Below are 20769 nucleotides of genomic sequence, written 5' to 3'. Positions count from 1 at the left end.
CAGAGGCAACTTTGTGCACAAAGAGAAGAAAATGCGAATACTAACAGTAATGTTTCAACAGGTATAGACAGATACCTAATAAAACAGAGATAAGGGGGCAAGTAACAGCCTCCAAAGCATTCTTGTCCCCTATATCAGGGAGGAACAGAAAATGTGTGGAATCGTAGGATATATCGGAAATAATGATACGAAAGAAATTTTATTAAAAGGTTTAGAAAAACTTGAGTATAGAGGTTATGATTCAGCAGGAATAGCTGTAATGAATGATCACGGAGTTCATGTTTTTAAAGAAAAAGGACGTATTGCTGATTTACGCCAAATTGTGGATGAAAATGTACATGCCAATATTGGAATTGGTCATACTCGTTGGGCAACACATGGTGTGCCTAGCAAGGTAAATTCACATCCTCATCAAAGTGCATCTGGCCGGTTTACACTAGTTCATAACGGAGTCATTGAGAACTATGACCTTTTAAAGCGTGAATATTTAGCAGATGTTACGTTCACCAGCGAAACAGATACAGAAGTTATTGTTCAGTTAGTTGAGTTATTTGTCAAAGAGGGATTAGACGTTTTAGAAGCATTCCGTAAAACGCTAACGCTTTTACATGGGTCATATGCACTTGCCTTATTAGATGCAGAAGACAATGAAACTATTTATGTTGCGAAAAACAAAAGCCCACTTCTAGTTGGACTCGGAAATGACTTTAATGTTGTTGCCAGCGATGCGATGGCAATGCTTCAAGTAACGAATCAGTATCTTGAATTAGTGGACAAAGAGATTGTTCTTGTTTCCAAAAAGGACGTGACCATTCAAAATCTTAACGGTGAAATCATCAGCCGTGAGCCATACACTGCGGAACTTGATGCTAGTGACATTGAAAAGGGTACGTACCCTCATTACATGTTAAAAGAGATCGATGAGCAGCCGCTTGTGATGCGTAAGATTATTCAAACGTATCAAAATGCGCAGGGTGAATTAACCATTGCTGAGGAGATTATTAAAGCCGTGAATGAATCAGACCGGATCTACATTGTAGCGGCTGGAACTTCTTATCATGCCGGACTTGTTGGGAAGCAGTTCATTGAAAACATGGCTAAAATTCCTGTTGAAGTTCATATTGCAAGTGAATTTGTTTACAATATGCCGCTGTTAACGAAAAAGCCATTGTTTATTTTCATTTCTCAAAGTGGTGAAACAGCCGACAGCCGTGCAGTGCTTGTTAAAGTAAAAGAAATGGGTTACCCATCGTTAACCATTACGAATGTTCCTGGTTCAACACTATCTCGTGAAGCGGATTATACACTCTTACTTCATGCAGGTCCTGAAATTGCCGTTGCTTCTTCTAAGGCATATACTGCGCAACTAGCGGTGTTGGCTATTTTAGCTGAAGTAACAGCTAAGAGCCAAAACATCCAAGTTGATTTGGATCTTATTCATGAACTAGGAATTATCGCAAATGCCATGGAAGTACTGTGCGACTCAAAAGAGTTAATTGAGCATATTTCTAGAGAATTTTTATCAGTAACACGGAATGCTTTCTTCATTGGCCGCGGTGTTGACTATTATGTTGGCTTAGAAGGTGCCTTGAAGCTGAAGGAAATTTCCTATATTCAAGCAGAGGGCTTTGCAGGTGGAGAATTAAAGCATGGAACGATTGCCTTAATCGAAGAGGGAACACCTGTTATCGCTCTTGCTACCCAAGAAAGTGTCAACTTAAGCATCCGTGGAAATGTGAAAGAGGTTGCTGCCCGTGGAGCACACACTTGTATCATTTCAATGAATGGTTTAAATATGGATGAAGATAGCTTCGTCATCCCAGAAGTACATGAATTATTAACACCACTTATCTCTGTCATACCAATGCAATTAATTGCTTATTACGCTGCCTTGCACCGTGATTGCGACGTGGATAAACCACGTAACCTTGCGAAATCGGTAACCGTTGAGTAAGCGTAATGGGTTGAAAAATAAAGTGTCTCCCTTCAATTAACCTTGACGACACACAAAAAAGTCTGACGATGGACAAAAAAGTGTGACGTTAGCGGGAAATAGACGGGAAGAACAATATGTATCTCGGCTTATAAAGAATCGAGTGTTAGGCCCTAACGGTCCTTCACTTGGTTCTTTTTTTATTAATCAATCGATTGATTAGTTTAGGACAAATACTAATCAAACGTTTGATTGAAAACGGAGAAAGACCGTTATATCAAGGAATAGTAAGGAGTGGGAGAGGAATGGGGAGAAAATAGGGTAAGTTGCCATCCCTTAAGACACATTTTGTTGTTGGTATTTTTGCAAGAAACTATCTCATCAATGGTCAGTCAAATCGATAAGTCATCGTATAAATCCTTTGGGGACGTACCTTGGATTTGCCTAAATAAGGCTGCAAAACATTTCCAAAAATGTTCTAACTTCATGTGTCATTACTAGGGATTATAAAACAGGTCTGCCTGTTGGAACATTCACTTGTTCATGTGGATTTGTCTTTTCTAGAAAAGGGCCAGATAAAACAAATGAGGATAGATATAAAATTGGACGGATTAAAGAACTTGGTGACCAATTACCGTTTCTGTATCAGAGACATGTAGTTTCTAGCTGTATATGAAATGAATAGGTAACATCGAATTTAATAGAATTGTATATCTTTTTGCTCTTTTGCTATTACTTTAGTGGAAAGTACCGAATGAATAGGTGAGATTATTGAGCCTGCTGAAAAAGCCAAAGAAATTGCTTCATTAATTTCCATAAGACCCCCGTTTTCTAATTTTGATAGACTTTTAGAGACACTAGTAATCAACTGTTCCTTTCCTAAAGTTTTGAATTTCCCATACTAATCATGCCTCTTTTTTTAGAGTAATAGTATCAGTATGTCCAAGATTTAGAGATTCATTGCAAGTGTTTATAAAACTGCTTCAGTTCGAGTTCTTGACTGCACCTTGAGCAACCACCCTATGTAGTTATATTTCCCCAAGATGTACAAACTGTATCACGGGGGGAGAACCCTTGTAAAGTATTGTTTTTTAATATTCAGATAATAAATATTATCTTTAAACTATTTCAAAATCTCTCCATAGCTCAACTTCATTAACTTCATATTTTTCCTTTTTCACCCGTTTAACCATCAATTCATTTGCATTTATTATCTTTTGCCAGAAGCAGATTTTTTGGATTTTGCAGATTAGTATAGTGCCGAATATCTATAAAATATTGTTATGGTTACCATAATATTTCTTGATTTTACAATAAACTAGTAAAACCTTAAAGTTTTTAATATAAGATGCAGCAGTCAAGAACTCGAACTGAAGCAGCTTAGGTATATTCACTAAAAAGGAGGAACAATTAGGTATTTTATATAACAAAACGGGGGGAAGCAAGTGAAAAAGTTTAAGAGTTTTAAGAAAAAAGTAGCGCTGGGTCTATTGTCTATTGTAACCGTTTCCAACATGGCGTCTGGAACAGGGTTTGCAAAGGCAGAATCAAGTGCAACCGATCCATTGGTCAAGCTTAACCAGCTTGGCCAGTTCGACAAATTAAGAGTGGAACCATCAGAACAATTTAAAGACACGGATAAAGTCCGTGTCATTGTAGAATTGGAAGGAGATCCGGCCATCACATTCCCTACGGAAAAAGGGATAAGATATAAGGATTTACCTGAAAGAACGAAGGCTAGTTTACAAGCTGAAGTAAAAGGTGAGCAATCTGATTTCCTATCAGATGTAGAAAGCGACAAAATAGATTTTAATGTTGAGAATAGCTTTACTACAGTTGTAAACGGTGTCAGTGGTGAAGTGGAATATGGAAAAATTGATGAACTTGAAAACCTACCAAACGTAGAATCTGTAAGTCTCGTAAATGAGTATGAACGTCCACAAGAACAACCTCAGATGATTTCAAGTAAAAACTTGGTCGAAGCGATTCAAACCTGGAATGCAGGATATAACGGAAAAGGTATGGTCGTTGGGATTATTGATACAGGTATTGACTTCAATCACCCTGATATGAAGTTAAGTGCCGATACACAACCAAAATTAACTTCCGCAAAGGTCGATAGTTTAATCAAGTCTGGTAATCTACCTGGAAAATATTATACAGCAAAGGTTCCTTACGGTTATAACTACATGGACAACAATCAAGAAATTCGTGACCTTGGCCCAAATGCATCGATGCATGGAATGCACGTAGCTGGAACTGTTGGTGCAAATGGTGATGAGTCTAAGAATGGTATTAAGGGAGTTGCTCCCGAAGCGCAATTACTCGCTTTAAAGGTGTTTGGAAATGACCCTGGCATGAAAACAACCTTTAGTGATATTTATATTAAAGCAATTGACGACGGAATTACTCTAGGTGCCGACGTGCTGAACATGAGTCTTGGTTCTATCGCAGGATTTGTAGAATCTACTAATCTAGAGCAACAAGCAATTGACCGTGCCGTTAACAACGGGGTTTTAATGTCAATATCCGCTGGTAACAGTGCTCATGTTGGAAATGGTTCACCGAATCCATCTTTATCGCATCCATTTGCTTCAAATCCTGATATAGGTCTGGTTGGAGATCCTGGTGTTGCTACCAATTCCATTTCAGTGGCGTCCATTGAAAATGACAAAATTATTTTGGATCAAATGGCCATAAAAGTTGGTTCCGAAACATTGCCAATTGCCTATAAGACACAAGAATCTCCGAAGCCGAAAGATGTGTTTGGAACAACAAAGGAAATGGATGTCGTATATGTAGGTGACGGTAATCCAGGACAATATACAGGCAAAGATGTAAACGGAAAAGTTGTGTTTGTCGTAAGAACAGCAGCTAATCCAAACTATGTGGAAATCAAATTGGCCGCTGAAATGAAGGGAGCAGCTGGGGTAATCGTTAGGGGGCTTCCAAGTCATGGTGATTATGTAGGCATGGCATTAGACGCATATGGCAGCCCGAAAATCCCATTCGTTTCACTTAGCCAAAGCGATGGAAATACGCTTGAAGCTAAAATTAAAGCCGCAGGCGGAACTGCCAAAGTAACATTTGGTGCCGATAAAGTGACAGTGGTCAATAGTGCAGCTGGAAAAATGTCTACCTTTAGTTCATGGGGAGTGACTCCTGAGTTAAATCTGAAACCAGAAATTACAGCTCCTGGGGGCCAAATTTACTCTACATTGAATGATGGACAGTATGGAGTAATGAGTGGTACATCCATGGCAGCTCCTCACGTATCTGGTGGATCAGCATTAGTTCTACAAAGAGTACATGAGTTATTCCCAGATTTAAAGGGAATGGATATGGTGAAAAGAGCTAAAACCATGCTGATGAATACGGCAAAAATTATTCCAAATGCCTCTAATGGCAATATTCCATATTCACCTAGACAACAAGGTTCAGGATTGATGCAATTACATTCAGCAGTTACAACTCCTGTATATGTTGTGAATAAAGGAACAAATGAAGGAAAAGTTGAGCTGAAAGAAATCAGTCAAGATAAATTCACAATGACAGTTACAGCAACGAATTTTAGTGATAAAGATGTTAACTACAAAGTTAATGCTTCTGTACTTACAGATGCTGTATCGGGATCACAATTAACATTGAATGATCAAGAGATTTCTAAAGCAAAAGTAGAAGTTGACGCTCCAGATGGAGTGACTATTTCTGCTGGAGGTTCAAAAGATATTACGTTCCAAGTCGATTTATCTGATGCCAAAGCAGATTTAGAATCGTTGATGCCAAATGGGTATTTCGTAGAAGGCTTCATCACTCTTACAAGTGATGATCAAAACAACCCGGCACCAAATATTTCTGTTCCATATGTTGGCTTCAAAGGGGATTGGAATAAACCACCAATTCTTGATAACATGTTATATGATGCAGGATCTTATTTTGCTGATTCATATATGGTTAATGAAAATGGCTATGCTTTAGGACAGAACCCATGGACATTTGGCTGGGAGAAGAGATTAATTGCCATTAACCCAAATGGTAATGAAATGTCTCTTGGGCGTAAAGCAATCGCACCAGTCCTATCCTTCCTGAGAAATAGCAAAACGGTGGAGTATAGTATTACCGATGCGAACGGAAAAACAATACGTAAGCTAAATAAAGACAAAAATCAACGGAAAAACTATTATGCTCAAAAGGATCCACATACGGTTAACCCTTACTACACACTGTGGGATGGAAAGGTGAATAACGAGGTTGTAGCAGATGGCTTGTACTATTACCAAATCAAAACTCAGGTTGACCTGCCAGGTAAGGATCAACAAGTAGTAAATGTACCTTTTCAGGTTGATACAGTTGCGCCTACTGTTACGAGCGCATCATACGACAAGAAAACAGGTATTGCTACGTACGATGTACAAGATAAAGAAACTGGCAGTGGATTGCTAGCGGTTGAATTCACTGTTAGAAATGGTGACAGTTATAGAACTTATGCAAGAATAAATTTAATTGGCAAAAAATCCGCAAGTGGTGAAGTAAACATTGGAACCTTACCCGATGGTAGTACTATTGATGTAACAGCATATGATGCAGCTTGGAATACAAGCGGTATTAAATTATCTTCAGATAACACGATTCCGTCTATTATCGTTGCTTCACCAAGAGCGCTTGGAGTATATGATACACGTGAAATTCCTTTAACTGGATATGTAACAGATAATAATAAAAATGTGGATTATTTAAAAGTAACAGGCGATAAAATTACTGGTTCTCCAATTGATGTGAACTTAAAGTATAACAGTACTACAAAGCGTTGGGAATTTGCGACACAATTGCAATTCACTGAAGATGGTGTCCATGACATTTACATTGAAGGCGCAGATGAAGTAGGAAACAAGATCCAATTCAGACGTCAGGTTATGATCGATACGACTGCACCAACACTTGATGTGAAAGGTCTTCCAGATAATAACTATGTTGCCGAGGATGGTAAAGCTCCAGAGCTTACCGTTTCATTAGGCGATAATTTTGATGAAATTGATCTAAAAGTTAATGGAAGTCTAGAATATAATCAGAAATTTGAAGAACCATATGCGATGAGAAACTTTACCTACGACTACAAATTCACACCAGAATTATCAAAAGGCAAAAATGACCTAGTATTTGAAGTGGTAGATCTAGTAGGTCATACCACGGAGAAAACGATCACGATCTATAAAGGTGAGAAGCCAGACGCGCCAACACCAGACCCAGTGAAGCCTGAAGTGACCCCAGTAACTTCCGAAAGCACAGTAATTACAGGAAAATCGGAAAAGGGAACAGAAGTCATTTTTACGGACAAAAAAGATTTAACTTTAACAGCAAAAGCCGAAACAGGTACATTTTCGATTCCACTAAAAAATAAAATTGCAGCAGGAACCATACTATATGCGAAAGCAAAAGATGCGAATGGAAAAGAAAGCCCTGAATTAAGGATTATCGTTATAGATAAAACGCCACCAAATGCTCCGACCGTCAAAGAAGTAGGAGATAATGATAAAAAAATCACTGGTAAAGCAGAAGCAGACTCCAAGGTTATCGTTAAAGCTGGAAAAACTACATTAGGAAGCGGAACAGCCGATAAAAATGGCAACTTCTCAATCCCGATAAAAGCTCAAAAAGCAGGAACCATTTTAACGGTTACTGCGACGGATAAAGCTGGTAACGCCAGCAAAGCTGTAAATGTAACGGTAAAGGACAAAACTCCACCAACTGTCCTAACCGTTAATGTAGTAGGAGATAATGATAAAAAAATCACTGGTAAAGCAGAAGCAGGCTCCAAGGTTATCGTTAAAGCTGGAAAAACCATATTAGGAAGCGGAACAGCCGATAAAAATGGCAACTTCTCAATCCCGATAAAAGCTCAAAAAGCAGGAACCATTTTAGCGGTTACCGCGACAGATAAAGCTGGTAACGCCAGTAAAGCTGTAAATGTAACAGTAAAGGACAAAACTCCACCAACTGTCCCAACCGTTAATAATGTAAAATCGTCATCGACAAAAATAACGGGTAAAACAGAAGCTGGAGCTAAGGTCTATGTAAAAGATGGAAAGAAAGTGATTGGTTCTACAACGGCCAATAACAAAGGAGAATACTCCATCACTATCAAAAAACAAAAACGTGGCACAACATTATATGTGTACGCAAAAGATAAACCAGGAAATACTTCAAAATCAAGAAAAGTTATCGTTAATTAATGAGAAAGCTTGATTGAACGGAAGACGGGAAGACTCCTGCGGAAGTACGGGGCAGGAGAGACCCCGCAGGAGCGATGCCCTTTCGTTCCAATCAACAGACAAGTTTGACAGAATAATACACATACAAAAAGGGGTGCCCCTAAAGTTATACTTTTGGGGCACCCTCTGCTTTTTTTTAATGGGCTTTGGCAATTCCCTTTGGTCCTAATTTAGGACTCATTTCCGTGCTGATGAACATCTTTGTAGAATTTTAAAGGAATAGTTAAATTTACCGCCTTACATTATTTTACTAACATTAATATCAGTGTTATAAAATGTAAAAAATCCGGTTACCAATTTTAATGTAATTTAAATATTAGTGTCAAATTGAGAAAAACCTTGATATAAAAGGATTCTTCAGTTACCAACATTAATGTCCATGGACAATAATGAAATACGCAAAACAAGTACTGTCTCACTTAAATAAAACAAAGGAGCTTCCTAAACGCCATTTGGCTAATGGGAAGCTCCTTTATCTATATTATTTTTTAAACCCCGACAGGCTGTGTATAACAATAAAGCTATTTATTGGATTTACAATAAAGTCGTTTAAAACATCATAGAGTTTTTTGTAAAATCCCATTTTTTTGGTCTTATACGAACGGGACGTTAGTAGACTACACCCCTGAATTATACTTCTAATAAATAACAGACTACTGTACGATTTAATTGTTCCACGATATAATGATGAGAGTTTGTGCCTGAGTAACTATTTATAATAGCAGTGAGGTAGAGTATGAAAAAAACAACCATAGACATCATTTTTATCATTATTGGTGCCTTTCTTTTTGCGTTAGGTGTTAATTTATTTGTTATTCCGAACGAGCTTGGGGAAGGCGGGGTAACGGGTATCACAATTATTACCTACTATTTATTTGAGTGGTCACCAGGTTTAGTCAACTTAATTCTGAATGCATTTTTGTTAATTTTTGGTTATAAATTTTTGAGTAAGGTAACAACGATTTATACGATTATTGCAGTGGTTTTTAATTCGCTTTTTCTTCATCTGACAGAAGGCTGGAATATTGCTTCTGATGAATTGATGGTGAATGCTATTTTTGGAGGAATCACTATAGGGGCTGGGATTGGCTTAATTATTCGGGTTGGAGGAACAACAGCAGGTACTACCATCTTAGCAAGGATTACACATAAGTTTTTAGGATGGAGTATTAGCTATGGTCTATTGTTTTTTGATTTAATCGTTGCTTTTTCATCTTATTTTATCATTGGTGCAGAAAAGCTGATGCTGACAATTATTATGCTATATGTAGGCACGAAAGTGATGGAATTTGTAATCGAAGGCTTGAATCCGAAGAAGGCTATAACGATTATTTCTGATAAACCGAATGACATTGCCAAACAGGTGACTACATCAATGGACAGAGGGGTAACTGTATACTCGGGTCATGGTTATTACACAAAAACCCCAAAGGAAATTCTTTATATTGTTATTAGTAAGCAAGAAGTAATAAAATTGAAACGAATTGTTCAATCTACTGATCCGAATGCTTTCATCGCTATACACGATGTTCGTGATGTGTTCGGAGAAGGATTTATTGATATTTCTAAAGCATAATAAGAGGCTGTTTTAAAAGAGTTAGAATTTGAAGCGTTGGCATTTGGCCAACGCTTTTTTATTCATTTTCTCTAAAAGTAACATACCAAAACACAAGTTGTCCGAATGACAATCTATTTGGCTGTATATCGCCCTCACTATTTATATGATGGACTTTACATCGTAACAGGCAAATCCGCTTATCACCGAAAAATCCTTGTGGAGAGTGTATTCTTGGTAATCCAAGGGATGAATAATCCTTATTATTTCAGTAAACCCTTTACTGGTAAGCACAGGCACGTTCCCCAAATCACTCTCAGCAAAAACTAGGTTTGAATTAGCGCATCAATAAAAATAATTTTTTTACAATTTCTATATTGTGCTGATATGCTTGAACAGATTCTTTCTTCCAAGGATTTAGATAAATGTATTCCTATTGACATTATACCCTTAGGGGTATAATATAAAACCTGTCGATGTTGTTCCTTTATCCGTCAAAATGGAAACTCGTTGTTTAAGGAGGTAGAAATAATGGATTACAATGATCAATTAAAAAATAGAGTAAAACGTATTGAAGGTCAATTAAGAGGAATTTTAAGAATGATGGAAGAAGATAAGGATTGTAAGGAAGTAATCACCCAATTATCCGCGGCTAGAACGGCAATCGATCGAACCATTGGTGTAGTTGTTAGTTCAAATTTAGTGGAATGTGTTCGACTCGCTAATGAAAATGGTGATAAGAATACAGAAGAATTAGTAAAAGCGGCAGTAGAACTATTGGTGAAAAGTCGATAAAAAAGGGTTGACGCCCTCTTTTATTTTCAATAGTATAATACCCATAGGGGTAATGGTAAAAACAAAAAGGGAGGACTTCATAATGAAAATTGATAAAGTATTAGATACTAAAGGATTAGCATGTCCAATGCCAATTGTTAAAACAAAGAAAGAAATAAGTGGACTTGAATCCGGTCAAGTATTAGAAATTCACACAACGGATAAGGCTGCTAAGAATGATCTTCTAGCTTGGGCTAAATCATGTGGCCATGAACTACTGAAGTTTGAAGACGAAAATGATGTATTAAAGTTTTGGATTTAAAAAGGATAATTTTTTTAAATACAATAATACCTATACGGGTATAAGTAAATTAAAAATATTCAGGAGGTTAGGGAAATGACAGAGAAGAAAAAAACAACAATTGTCCTATTAAGCGGAGATTATGATAAAGCAATGGCAGCTTACATTATTGCAAATGGTGCAGCAGCCTATGATCATGAAGTAACGATTTTTCATACTTTTTGGGGATTGAATGCACTCAGAAAAGAGGAAAATATAATGCTTGAAAAAGGATTCATGGAAAAAATGTTTGCGAAAATGATGCCAAGAGGCGCTGACAAATTGGGGCTATCTAAAATGAACTTTGCCGGATTTGGTCCTAAGATGATCAAAAAAGTAATGAAAAAACACAATGCAATTCCGCTGCCTCAATTAATAGAGATGGCACAAGAGCAGGATATAAAGCTAATAGCTTGTACAATGACCATGGATTTATTAGGTTTGCAAAAAGAAGAACTGTTAGACAACATTGAATATGCAGGAGTTGCAGCTTATTTAGCAGATGCTCAGGAAGGTAATGTTAATCTGTTTATTTAATGATAGTAGGGGGACCTTCTCCTATATGCAAGGAGGGAATTGACTTGGAGTTTGTTAATTATATCTTGATTGGGCTTTTCTTATTCTTTATCGCCAAGCGAATGATGCCAATAAAAAGTGTTAGGCAGATCTCTACAACGGAATTAAAAAATGAGTTAAAAGACAATCATAAGCAATTTGTTGATGTTCGGACACCTGGTGAATTTAAAGGAAATCACATCAAAGGATTTAAAAATGTGCCTCTTCATCAACTTGCTCAAAAATCGAATGAGCTTTCAAAAGACAAAGAAGTAATTGTGATTTGCCAAAGTGGCATGAGAAGCCAAAAGGCTAGTAAGATACTAAAAAAATTGGGATTTAATAAAGTAACAAATGTAAGAGGCGGTGTAAGCGCCTGGTTTTAATAATATTAAGGAGGAATCATAATGAAAAATATTACACCAAAAAAAGTTGAAACATTGCTAAATGAAGGAACAAAATTAAACATCATTGATGTTCGTGAAGTGGATGAAGTATCAACTGGAAAAATACCTGGTGCTGTTAATATTCCATTAGGTTTAATTGAGTTTCGCATGCATGAGTTACAAAAATCAAAAGAATATATCATAGTTTGCCGTTCTGGTGGAAGAAGCGGACGTACTACACAATTTCTTGAAAGCTATGGATTTAATGTGATTAATATGACAGGAGGAATGCTTTCCTGGGAAGGAATAGTAGAATAAATTTTTTTAACAACAATAATACCCTACAGGGTATAAAATAGGGGGATAAAAATGGAGAACATGAAAGCAAACGTCATTTTAGACGCAAAAGGATTAGCATGTCCAATGCCAATTGTGAAAACAAAGAAGGCAATGAATGGATTAGAAGCTGGTCAAGTATTAGAAGTACAAGCAACAGATAAGGGGTCCAAAGCTGATATTAAGGCATGGGCTGAAAGTACAGGTCACCTGTATTTAGGTACATTAGAGGAAGAAGAAGTATTAAAGCATTATTTAAGAAAATCCTCTTGTGATGAAAAAATCGAAAGAAAACATCCGAATGTCATCAATATTGACCAACTTGAAACGAAACTTGAAGCAAATGAAAATATTGTGGTTCTTGATGTTAGAGAGTCAGCAGAATATGCATTTAATCATATACCTAATGCTATTTCTATTCCTTTGGGTGAACTAGAACATCGTTTAGGTGTATTAAATAAAGAAGAAGAAATTTATATTGTCTGCCGAACAGATAACCGCAGTGATCTTGCAGCACAAAAGCTAGTAGAAAAGGGATTTACTAAAGTTATTAACATAGTACCAGGAATGAGTCAGTGGACTGGAAGAACTACTAGTTTTGATAATTAAGGGAATAAAAATTGATTTGAATGACTGTCTATAAGCATATTTTTTTTAAACTTACTAATACCATTGGGGGTACTCAGAAATGACTGTAAATGTAATGACTTCAAAAGAGGTAACGAAAAAAGTAATGAATAAGGAAGAATTATTTATTTTAGATGTTCGAAATCAAAGTGATTTTCAAGATTGGAAAATTGAAGGTGAAAACTTTAAATATATAAATGTACCATATTTTGAATTGCTTGACGGTGTGGAAGGAATCATCGAAAAAATTCCTACTGACAAAGAAGTTTTAGTGGTTTGTGCAAAGGATGGATCATCTATCATGGTGGCGGAAATGCTTTCCGATGAAGGGCTCACAGTTTCTTACCTAAAAGGTGGTATGAAAGCTTGGAGCGAACATTTAGAACCTGTTAAAGTCGGGGAGTTAAAAGATGGCGGTGAAATTTATCAGTTTGTTCGAATCGGTAAAGGATGTTTATCATACATGGTTGTATCAAACGGTGAAGCTGCCATTATTGACTCTACTCGTATGACTGATATTTATCTTGAATTTGCTGAAAGTATTGGCGCTAAAATTACCCATGTATTCGATACCCACCTTCACGCAGACCACATTTCAGGAGGAACCGTTATTGCTGATAAAACGGGTGCAACTTACTGGTTACCACCAAAGGATGCAACAGAAGTAACATTTCAGTATCAACCATTAGAAGATGGTAATGATGTGGAAATTGGAAACGTGAAAATCAATATTCATGCTTTATATTCACCGGGTCACACAATTGGATCTACTTCATTCATTGTTGACGAGAAATTCTTACTATCCGGTGATATCTTGTTCATTGACTCGATCGGTAGACCAGATTTAGTTGGTTTAGCCCAGGATTGGGTGGGAGATTTAAGAGAAAGTTTATATAAGCGTTACAGAGAATTATCTGAGGATTTAATCGTTCTTCCCGCTCATTTTATGATTATTGAAGAATTAAATGAAGATGGAAGTGTAGCTGAAAAACTTGGAACACTTTATTCCAAAAACCATGGTTTATATATTGATGATGAAGCTGAATTTAGAAGAATTGTAACAGAAAATCTACCACCTCAACCAAATTCTTATCAAGAAATCCGTGAAACAAATATGGGGAAAATCAATCCTGATGAAGAAAAACAACGTGAAATGGAAATCGGACCAAATCGCTGTGCAGTTAGATAAGTTCAAAAAATAGGAGGGAAAAACGATGGAAGCAAATAAAGTATTAGATGCCAAAGGGTTAGCGTGCCCTATGCCGATAGTAAAAACAAAAAAAGCAATTAATGATCTTGAAAGTGGTCAAGTTTTAGAGATTCATGCAACGGATAAAGGAGCAAAAAATGACCTTACTGCATGGGCAAAATCTGGTGGTCATGAGTTAATTAAGCATGAAGAAGAGAACTTTGTGTTAAAGTTTTGGATTAAAAAAGGTTAAAAAATAGGGGAACCAGATTGGTTCCCTTTTTTAAAGGAGTGAAACATTGTGGAATTGGGCTTTATCATCACGATTTTCTTAATTGGTTTTGTTGGTTCCTATATTTCAGGAATGCTTGGAATTGGCGGTTCCATTATTAAATATCCGATGCTTTTATACATCCCACCGTTATTCGGTCTAGCTGCGTTTAGTGCCCATGAAGTATCTGGAATAAGTGCAGTTCAAGTATTTTTTGCAACAATTGGCGGGGTATGGGCTTACCGAAAGGGAGGTTATTTAAATAAAACGCTAATTGGATATATGGGAGTAAGTATATTAATGGGTAGCTTTGTCGGTGGTTATGGTTCCAAGTTAATGACAGAGGGTGGAATTAATTTTGTTTATGGTATTTTAGCATTGATTGCCGCTGTCATGATGTTTGTTCCGAAAAAAGGAATCGATGATATTCCGCTTGATCAAGTGAAGTTTAATAAATGGCTGGCAGCATCCCTCGCATTAATTGTTGGTATCGGAGCGGGTATTGTAGGTGCAGCAGGTGCGTTCTTATTAGTGCCCATCATGCTTGTCGTATTAAAGATCCCAACTCGTATGACGATTGCTTCATCATTAGCGATTACATTTATTTCATCAATCGGTGCAACAGTCGGAAAGATTACAACGGGACAAGTAGAATTTTTACCTTCACTTATTATGGTCTTTGCCAGTTTAATCGCCTCACCACTAGGTGCAATGGCGGGGAAAAAAATAAACACCAAAGTTCTACAAGTAATTCTAGCTTTATTGATTTTAGCAACAGCAATTAAGATTTGGATAGATATTTTATAAGCGTGAGGAATTATTTGAAAAGAGCGTTGGCATTTGCCAACGCCTTTTTTATATGTATGGGTTTCAAATCTAAAAGTTAAAAAAGGTATTGACACACAAGTTAATACGTATTATTATTATCTCAAGTTCAAGATATTTAAATCCGAGATATATCTCGAAGGATTACAAATAAAAATGATAAACATCATTTTTTTTAAATGAATATCTCGAATTCAAGATAAAATACAAATAGGAGGAATTTTAGATGATAAATATTGGCTTATTAATCATTCGGTTGGTAATTGGTTTATTATTCGTGGGTCATGGCGCTCAAAAATTGTTTGGTTGGTTCGGCGGTTATGGATTAAAAGGTACAGGTGGATGGTTCGAATCAATTGGCATGAAGCCAGGCGTAACCATGGCTCTTTTAGCAGGACTGGCAGAGCTTATCGGTGGAATCTTGTTTACATTAGGACTGCTAACCCCACTTGCGGGAATTTTGATTGCAGGAACAATGGTAATGGCTATTGTTAAGGTCCACGCTGCAAACGGATTATGGTCAACAGCAAATGGATACGAATATAATCTAACGTTACTAGCTGTTGCGATTGGGATCGCTTTAATCGGTCCAGGTAAATATGCTCTCGATGCACTTTTATTCTAAAATATCTCAATTAGAGATTCTTAAATTAAAATAAAAAGTAAGAGACTTTAATTTTTTCAGTAGGACAAAATAAGGTATCAAGATTCTTTAATTTATGAAAAAGGAGTGTAGAAAAATGGGTAAAAAAACGATGGGTATTCACCATATTACAGCAATCGTTGGTCATCCTCAGGAGAATGTAGATTTCTACGCAGGCGTTTTGGGCTTGCGTTTGGTCAAGCAAACCGTTAATTTTGATGATCCAGGTACGTATCACCTTTATTTCGGGAATGAAGGCGGTAAGCCAGGTACCATCATTACATTTTTTCCATGGGCAGGAGCTCGGCAAGGAATCATCGGTGATGGTCAAGTAGGAGTCACATCCTATGTTGTTCCGAAAGGTGCCATGGAATTTTGGGAACAAAGGCTGGAAAAATTCAATGTCCCTTTTACGAAAATTGAACGCTTCGGTGAGCAATATTTAGAATTTGATGACCCACACGGACTTCATTTGGAAATTGTAGAAAGAGAAGAAGGGGAAGTCAATTTAAGGACCTTCGGAGGGGTATCACCGGAAGTTGCAATTAAAGGGTTTGGCGGAGCGACTCTATTGTCGTCCCAGCCTCACAAAACAGCGGAATTGTTAGAAAAAGTAATGGGTCTTGAATTTATTGGTAAAGAAGGAGATTTCGCTCGTTACCGTTCCACTGCGGATATCGGGAACATGATCGATATTAAATTAACGCCGATTGGACGCGGACAAATGGGTGTAGGTACTGTACATCACATCGCATGGCGGGCCGTTGATGATGAGGATCAATTGGATTGGAGGCAGTATATTTCAGCAAATGGATATGGTGTCACTCCTGTTCGAGATCGAAACTACTTTAATGCCATTTATTTTAGAGAGCATGGGGAAATACTATTTGAAATTGCAACCGATCCTCCAGGATTCGCTCATGATGAATCAGAGGAGACAATGGGTGAAAAGTTGATGCTCCCTGAACAATATGAACCACATAGAGCACAAATTGAACAAGGTTTGCTTCCAATTAAAGTAAGAGAACTAGACTGATTTTACGAAAAGGAATGATGACGTTGCTTTCGATTGATCCATCCTCCATGTCTGAAAGAGAAAATTATAAATTTCTGATAGGAAGCATTATCCCGAGACCAATTGCTTTCGTCACCACGCTTTCAAAAGACGGCGTTATAAATGGTGCACCATTTAGTTATTTTAATATCGTATCTTCTAATCCCCCGATGATTTCATTATCCATTCAACGCTCAGCTGGGAGACAAAAGGATACGGCGAGAAACATCATCGAGTCAAAAGAATTTGTCGTCCATATTGTCGATGACCAAAATGTTGACAAAATAAATAAATCAGCCGCTAACCTACCTCCTGATCAGAGCGAAATTAAGTTAGCGAACTTAACTCCGGTAGAGAGTGTAAAAATTTCTGTGCCAGGGGTAAAGGAAGCGAAAATTCGAATGGAATGTTCATTGGAATGTTCCATAGAATTGGGTGGTTTGGATACACCTGGGTGTGATTTTATTATAGGGAAAGTGGTTCAATTTCATATTGAAAATGATATTTACGAAAATGGCAGAATTGACCCAATGGGCTTAGCTGCTGTAAGTCGGCTGGCTGGAAATAGTTATGCTAAAATTGGTGAGATTTTTGAAATCGAGAGACCTAAATAGTCCCTAATAAAATGCCATTGATGAAATGGAGAGGATAAAATGCAAAAGACGGCAGGTATTCACCATATCTCAGCGATGGTAAACGATGCACAAAGGAATATTGACTTTTATGCAGGCATGCTAGGGCTAAGGCTTGTTAAAAAAACCATTAATTTTGATCGTCCTGAAGTGTATCATCTTTATTTTGGGAATGAAACGGGTCAACCAGGTACTGTGATTACTTTTTTTCCATGGGCTAAACAGCTGAAAGGTCGAATTGGAACAGGTCAGGTTGGCGTGACCAGCTATATAATACCAAAGAGCTCTGTTCATTTTTGGGAGAATCGATTACGAAAATTTGGCATTGAATTTACTTCCTCGATTCGCTTTGGTCAAACATATTTAAAATTTACTGATCCAGACGGACTCCAACTGGAACTAACAGAACGAGATGAAGGACCAATGAATACTTGGAACTTTGGGGGAGTTTAAGCAGAAAATGCAATTAGAGGCTTTGGCGGTGCTGTTCTGTTTTCTGCACAACCCCATAAAACTGCTGACGTTTTAGAAAATATTTTGGGCTTAGAATGCATTGGACAAGAAAAGGAATTTCTTAGATTTAAATCTGAAGGAACTCTTGGAAATACGATTGATATTCAGTTACATCCCTCTGTCCGAGGGCTGATGGGAGCCGGAACGGTTCACCATATAGCTTGGAGAGCAAAAGATGAAGAAGATCATCAAAGGTGGAGATCCCTGCTCCTCGAAAAAGGATATTATCCCACCGAGATTCTTGACCGGAACTACTTCAAAGCTCTTTATTTTCATGAAGAAGGGGGTATCCTCTTCGAAATAGCAACGGACCCACCAGGCTTTTCGGTAGATGAACCAGTCGCTGAACTTGGAAAAAAACTCATGCTGCCATCTTGGCTAGAGTCAAAAAGAGAAGAACTAGAAGAAACCTTACCTTCTGTGGAGGTTCGTGTTCTGGAAGGTGAAAGCTAATCGGAATTCGCCGATTGGCTTTTTTTATGTAAATAATTTTAGACTTTTTTTGGATAATATTATTTGAATAGGTAAATTTAATAGTGTTAATGATAAATCCTTTTGGAAGGATGTTTTTTTTATGGAGAAGAAATTGTTAAATCTACTCACAGCTTTGTGCATAGTTTCCTTGCCATTTCTATTCAAAGGTTCAAAAATGAGAGAAAACCTCGTTATTTTCTTCTCAAAAGGAGTTATTGCAACACTGCTTGATGCGTATGTTGTTGGAACCAAAAAAGTAGAATATCCAGTCCGTCCATTTCCAAAAATTTTTAAGACGAACATCATTTATGATATATTGTTTTTTCCGATCTTAAGTGTTATTTGGGTTAAACTATCTTATCATGATAATTTAAGTAAAATCCTTTTGAAAAGTTTGATATTTAGTGTTCCGATGAGTATCGCCCAATGGTACTTTGAAAAGAATACTAGATTATTTAAATGGAAAAAGTGGACGCCATTCCATACTTTTGGAACTGTAAATTTTACATTATTTTTAATTAGAGGTTTCGTTGGATTATTAAAAAAATTAGATAAGGTAAAGAATGCGGGTTATAAGGCTACATAATACCAGACTTTTTATCTTTAAACAGATCGAGGAATGAGCAGGCATCCAAGCCTGTTCATTCCTCGATTTTTTGTTTTGACAGAAATCATAAATGTTGTCAACAATCACAATGACAAAATGCATTTTTGTAAAAATAGAAATATACATGTAAACGCTTTAATATAAAGATACAAAGTTCAACAAATTAGATAAAGAGGGGGACATAAGATAATGACTGAAAAAGTTAATGATAAATCAGATGTTAAAGTGAAAATACAAAAATTTGGCAGTTATCTAAGCGGTATGGTCATGCCGAATATCGGCGCTTTTATAGCATGGGGATTTATTACCGCACTATTTATTCCAACAGGATGGTTACCAAATGAAGATTTGGCTAAATTAGTAGGACCGATGATCACGTTCTTACTGCCGCTGTTAATTGGTTTTACCGGTGGTAGAATAGTTCATGATATTCGCGGTGGAGTCGTTGGTGCGACAGCTACTATGGGTGTTATCGTTGGAACGGATATCCCGATGTTTTTAGGAGCCATGATTATGGGGCCAATCGGTGGATACCTAATTAAGAAATTTGACCAAGCGATTCACGGGAAAATTAAATCTGGATTTGAAATGCTTGTTAATAACTTTTCTGCCGGGATTATCGGCGGTGCGTTAACATTATTAGCGTATAAAGGGGTAGGACCAGTTGTTGAAGCATTAAGTAAGGTTTTAGCTTCAGGTGTTCAATTCATTATTGACCACAACATGTTACCTTTAGCAAACGTGTTTATTGAACCAGCAAAAGTACTATTTTTAAATAATGCCATTAACCATGGTATTTTAAGTCCATTAGGGATTGAGCAAGCAGCAAAAGCTGGAAAATCAATTTTATTCCTATTAGAAACAAACCCTGGTCCAGGATTAGGGATCTTACTTGCTTACTGGCTATTCGGCAAAGGTGCCGCAAAACAAACGGCTCCAGGTGCGGTCATTATCCACTTCTTAGGTGGTATTCATGAAATTTACTTCCCATACATTCTAATGAAGCCTATGCTTCTTCTAGCTGCTATGGCTGGGGGTGTAAGTGGAGTATTTACCTTTAACCTTTTCAATGCAGGTCTTGTAGCTGCTCCATCACCAGGTAGTATCTTCGCTCTTATGGCGATGACACCAAAAGGAAATTACCTTGGAGTATTAGCAGGTGTATTAGTGGCAGCAGCGGTATCCTTTGCGGTTGCAGCATTAATCTTGAAAACTAGTAAGGCAACTGATGAGGATTTAACTTCTGCAACAGCCAAGATGGAAGAAATGAAAGGGAAGAAAAGCACGGTTTCTTCTATGCTAGTTGATGAAAAACCTATTAATGCAGAAGCAGTAAATAAAGTTGTGTTTGCTTGTGATGCCGGCATGGGATCTAGTGCGATGGGTGCATCCATTTTACGAAATAAAATGAAAAAAGCTGGTATCGATGTCACTGTTATCAACACAGCGATCAACAATTTACCAAGCGATGCAGATGTAGTCGTAACCCATAAGGATTTAACGGATCGAGCAAAAGCCAAGCTGCCGAATGCAAACCATATTTCCGTAGAGAATTTCTTAAATAGTCCTCGTTATGACGAGTTAGTTGAATCATTAAAGAAATAAACAATCAGTGCCTAGCCTTAGTGCTAGGTTTTTGTTTGTTTGTATCAAAGTGCGCCAATCCATAAGCCGCTTAAGGAGCGCTTCCGCTTTTAAATTTTGTCAACAATAGATATGACTAACTTTAATTATCCTTATGTTGTATAAGGGTTTTTCCGGGATTAAAATGAAAATGTAAGCATTT

General features: G+C 37.2%; 16 protein-coding genes and 3 pseudogenes. All 19 read left to right on the top strand.

Annotated features, from left to right (window positions below; genetic code table 11):
• Positions 1–151: 151 nt before the first annotated feature.
• The 19 genes and pseudogenes from glmS (at position 152) to KW850_RS26400 (ending at position 20588) form a co-directional block, all read left to right on the top strand.
• Positions 152–1954 (top strand): glutamine--fructose-6-phosphate transaminase (isomerizing), encoded by a 1803-nt coding sequence (gene glmS / locus KW850_RS26495; protein WP_218350752.1) that lies wholly within the window; start codon positions 152–154, stop codon positions 1952–1954.
• 273 nt (positions 1955–2227) lie between these two features.
• Positions 2228–2609 (top strand): annotated as a pseudogene (locus KW850_RS34365) (TnsD family Tn7-like transposition protein).
• 769 nt (positions 2610–3378) lie between these two features.
• A complete protein-coding gene (locus KW850_RS26480) occupies positions 3379–8163 on the top strand; it encodes an Ig-like domain-containing protein (RefSeq protein WP_218350750.1) in 4785 nt (1594 codons plus the stop codon).
• 775 nt (positions 8164–8938) lie between these two features.
• Complete coding sequence (locus tag KW850_RS26475) at positions 8939–9778, top strand: YitT family protein (protein ID WP_218350749.1); 840 nt, start codon at positions 8939–8941, stop codon at positions 9776–9778.
• A 510-nt stretch (positions 9779–10288) separates the two neighbouring features.
• On the top strand, positions 10289–10552 hold the full coding sequence (locus KW850_RS26470; protein ID WP_218350748.1) for a metal-sensitive transcriptional regulator: 264 nt from the start codon (positions 10289–10291) through the stop codon (positions 10550–10552).
• Positions 10553–10634: 82 nt separating this feature from the next.
• Positions 10635–10853, top strand: a complete 219-nt coding sequence (locus KW850_RS26465; protein WP_218350747.1) for a sulfurtransferase TusA family protein — start codon at positions 10635–10637, stop codon at positions 10851–10853.
• A gap of 75 nt (positions 10854–10928) precedes the next feature.
• A complete protein-coding gene (locus KW850_RS26460) occupies positions 10929–11408 on the top strand; it encodes a DsrE/DsrF/DrsH-like family protein (RefSeq protein WP_218350746.1) in 480 nt (159 codons plus the stop codon).
• A gap of 44 nt (positions 11409–11452) precedes the next feature.
• The gene (locus KW850_RS26455) at positions 11453–11812 is read left to right on the top strand and encodes a rhodanese-like domain-containing protein (protein WP_218350745.1); all 360 of its coding nucleotides are present in this window, start codon (positions 11453–11455) and stop codon (positions 11810–11812) included.
• A 21-nt stretch (positions 11813–11833) separates the two neighbouring features.
• The gene (locus tag KW850_RS26450) at positions 11834–12130 is read left to right on the top strand and encodes a rhodanese-like domain-containing protein (protein WP_218350744.1); all 297 of its coding nucleotides are present in this window, start codon (positions 11834–11836) and stop codon (positions 12128–12130) included.
• Between the two features lie 51 nt (positions 12131–12181).
• Positions 12182–12757 (top strand): sulfurtransferase TusA family protein, encoded by a 576-nt coding sequence (locus KW850_RS26445; RefSeq protein WP_218350743.1) that lies wholly within the window; start codon positions 12182–12184, stop codon positions 12755–12757.
• Positions 12758–12820: 63 nt separating this feature from the next.
• Positions 12821–13964 (top strand): annotated as a pseudogene (locus KW850_RS26440) (MBL fold metallo-hydrolase).
• A 25-nt stretch (positions 13965–13989) separates the two neighbouring features.
• Positions 13990–14217, top strand: coding sequence for a sulfurtransferase TusA family protein (locus KW850_RS26435; RefSeq protein ID WP_218350741.1), 228 nt, complete (start codon positions 13990–13992; stop codon positions 14215–14217).
• Between the two features lie 48 nt (positions 14218–14265).
• On the top strand, positions 14266–15042 hold the full coding sequence (locus KW850_RS26430) for a sulfite exporter TauE/SafE family protein (RefSeq protein WP_218350740.1): 777 nt from the start codon (positions 14266–14268) through the stop codon (positions 15040–15042).
• Positions 15043–15286: 244 nt separating this feature from the next.
• Positions 15287–15685, top strand: a complete 399-nt coding sequence (locus KW850_RS26425) for a DoxX family protein (protein WP_218350739.1) — start codon at positions 15287–15289, stop codon at positions 15683–15685.
• A gap of 115 nt (positions 15686–15800) precedes the next feature.
• On the top strand, positions 15801–16739 hold the full coding sequence (locus KW850_RS26420; protein ID WP_218350738.1) for a ring-cleaving dioxygenase: 939 nt from the start codon (positions 15801–15803) through the stop codon (positions 16737–16739).
• 23 nt (positions 16740–16762) lie between these two features.
• Positions 16763–17371, top strand: a complete 609-nt coding sequence (locus tag KW850_RS26415) for a flavin reductase family protein (RefSeq protein WP_218350737.1) — start codon at positions 16763–16765, stop codon at positions 17369–17371.
• 39 nt (positions 17372–17410) lie between these two features.
• Positions 17411–18355, top strand: a pseudogene (locus tag KW850_RS26410) (ring-cleaving dioxygenase).
• Between the two features lie 121 nt (positions 18356–18476).
• A complete protein-coding gene (locus KW850_RS26405; protein WP_218350736.1) occupies positions 18477–18962 on the top strand; it encodes a CBO0543 family protein in 486 nt (161 codons plus the stop codon).
• Positions 18963–19172: 210 nt separating this feature from the next.
• Positions 19173–20588 (top strand): PTS mannitol transporter subunit IIBC, encoded by a 1416-nt coding sequence (locus KW850_RS26400; RefSeq protein ID WP_218350735.1) that lies wholly within the window; start codon positions 19173–19175, stop codon positions 20586–20588.
• The last annotated feature ends 181 nt before the right edge of the window (positions 20589–20769 follow it).

Source organism: Bacillus sp. sid0103 (assembly GCF_019219025.1).
This window is presented reverse-complemented; position numbering and strand designations above follow the sequence as displayed.

Bases quoted from the DNA above. Each gene is read 5' to 3' on its own strand.
- KW850_RS26460 (WP_218350746.1), top strand. From the start codon at position 10,929: ATGACAGAGAAGAAAAAAACAACAATTGTCCTATTAAGCGGAGATTAT.
- KW850_RS26400 (WP_218350735.1), top strand. From the start codon at position 19,173: ATGACTGAAAAAGTTAATGATAAATCAGATGTTAAAGTGAAAATACAA.
- KW850_RS26445 (WP_218350743.1), top strand. From the start codon at position 12,182: ATGGAGAACATGAAAGCAAACGTCATTTTAGACGCAAAAGGATTAGCA.
- KW850_RS26405 (WP_218350736.1), top strand. From the start codon at position 18,477: ATGGAGAAGAAATTGTTAAATCTACTCACAGCTTTGTGCATAGTTTCC.
- KW850_RS26470 (WP_218350748.1), top strand. From the start codon at position 10,289: ATGGATTACAATGATCAATTAAAAAATAGAGTAAAACGTATTGAAGGT.
- KW850_RS26425 (WP_218350739.1), top strand. From the start codon at position 15,287: ATGATAAATATTGGCTTATTAATCATTCGGTTGGTAATTGGTTTATTA.
- glmS (WP_218350752.1), top strand. From the start codon at position 152: ATGTGTGGAATCGTAGGATATATCGGAAATAATGATACGAAAGAAATT.
- KW850_RS26420 (WP_218350738.1), top strand. From the start codon at position 15,801: ATGGGTAAAAAAACGATGGGTATTCACCATATTACAGCAATCGTTGGT.
- KW850_RS26465 (WP_218350747.1), top strand. From the start codon at position 10,635: ATGAAAATTGATAAAGTATTAGATACTAAAGGATTAGCATGTCCAATG.
- KW850_RS26435 (WP_218350741.1), top strand. From the start codon at position 13,990: ATGGAAGCAAATAAAGTATTAGATGCCAAAGGGTTAGCGTGCCCTATG.
- KW850_RS26450 (WP_218350744.1), top strand. From the start codon at position 11,834: ATGAAAAATATTACACCAAAAAAAGTTGAAACATTGCTAAATGAAGGA.
- KW850_RS26475 (WP_218350749.1), top strand. From the start codon at position 8,939: ATGAAAAAAACAACCATAGACATCATTTTTATCATTATTGGTGCCTTT.